The sequence below is a fragment of the Aeromonas sp. s1(2024) genome, assembly GCF_040908005.1.
Lineage (GTDB): Bacteria > Pseudomonadota > Gammaproteobacteria > Enterobacterales > Aeromonadaceae > Aeromonas > Aeromonas caviae.
The window spans coordinates 1-1,657 of the sequence record NZ_JBFOCW010000072.1 but is presented as its reverse complement, the minus strand read 5'-3'; the positions used below and the strand labels follow the sequence as shown (position 1 = coordinate 1,657).

Below are 1,657 nucleotides of genomic sequence, written 5' to 3'. Positions count from 1 at the left end.
TGGTTCAGGGTGAAGACGTAGTGACCGTTCTGATCCAGCGTCAACGTGAAGACGTTCTGGCCGTTGACGGTGCCGCTGATGCTGTTGCCGCTGACACTGATGACCACGGGCTGGCCGCCGCTGGTGAGCCCCTGCAGGCCGGGCTGGCTGGCATCGAATGCGATGTTGACCAGGGGATCGGCCCCGGCGGTGATGGCCAGATCCCCGGTGAGGGTCTGGGCCGCGCCCCAGTCGCTGTCCTCCACCAGGGTGAGGGAGACGGGGTCGACCTGGGGCAGCACGCCGTCGGTGATATGGATATTGAGGGTGCCAAGGTTGCTCTTGTCCCCGTCAAAATCGGTGCCTTGCACCTGCAACCCCAGGTTGACGCTGTTGGTGCTGACCGGTTGATCCAGCACGCCGTCGAGCACCACCTGGTACTTCCCATCCAGCCCCAGGGTCACGGTCAGAATGGTCTTGCCACCCGCATCCAGCAGGGTGATGACGTTGCCGTTGACCTGATAGTGGGTCGGCTGGCCGCCGCTGGTGAGGGCGTTGAGGCCAGGCTGGTTCGCCTCGAAGTTGAGCGACACCAGGCGATCGCTGCCCACGCTCACCGGCAGCTGGCCATCCAGGGTCTGGCCAGAGGCCCCTTCCTGCAAAGTGACCCCGCTGTCGATGCCAAGATGAGGATCGGCGGCATCGGTGATCACCGCCGTGGCGCTGCCGGTGATCACGCTGCCATCGCTGTCGGTCACCTTCACCGGCAGGCTCAGGTTGAGCTTGTCATCCGCCCCGTGATCCAGGTTGGTGTGTACCGTCACCTGGTAATCGAGGGTTGCCTGGGTGTGGGCTTCGATGCGCCCTGGCACGCTCGGCAGGGTCACCGTCAGCACCAGGGTGCCGCTCGCGGTCAGAGCCTGGAAGCCGTGGCCGTTGCTGCCCGCCACCTCTTGCCAGGTGAGGGTCTCGCCATTGTGGGTGATGGCCTTGCCACTCCCATCCACGACTTGGCCCGAGAGGGTCAGCCGCACGTCCACCACGGGATCGGAGTCCGCCGTGATGCTCAGGGTGCCGGTGGCATGCTGATCATCGCCGGTCTGGTTGTTGGCGGCACCATCGAAGCGCCCTTCACTCACCGTCACGCCGGTCAGGGTGAGGGTCGGGTTGGCCCCTTCCGAAATGCGGATGTTGAGGGTGCCCGTGGTGCTGTCGTTGTTGCCGCTGCCCTTGTCGCTGTCGACGATGTTGAGCTTGAACGGCAGGTCGGTCGCAGTGCCACCGCTCTGGTGAACCCCCTGATAGAGGGTCACCTTGTAGTCAAAGCCGTTGCTGGCGGCGTTGTCCAGCTTGCCCACCAGTTCGACCTGAAGCACCTCGACGCGCTGGCCATTGACTTCCACATAACCTTTCAGCACCTGGTTGCCCGGGATGCTGGCATCGCCGTCGACCAGCTCGTATTTGACGCTCTGGCCCAGGGCGGTCAGGGCCGGCTGCTCGCTGATGTCGGCAAACGACACCTCGCTCACCCGATCCGAGCCCGCATTGACCTGGAAGTGGCCGGTGCCGGTCAGAGTATTGCTGCCGTCGAGCCCACGCTCATCCAGGCTCACCCCGCTGCCCGCCACGAAGTGCGGCGCATGGCCATCCTTGATGGTGAGCGGCAAGTCGGTGGAGA

General features: G+C 64.7%; 1 pseudogene. It reads right to left on the bottom strand.

The window, feature by feature from the left end:
* Window positions 1-1,657: pseudogene (locus AB5Y70_RS17950) on the bottom strand (type I secretion protein); the annotation flags it as partial.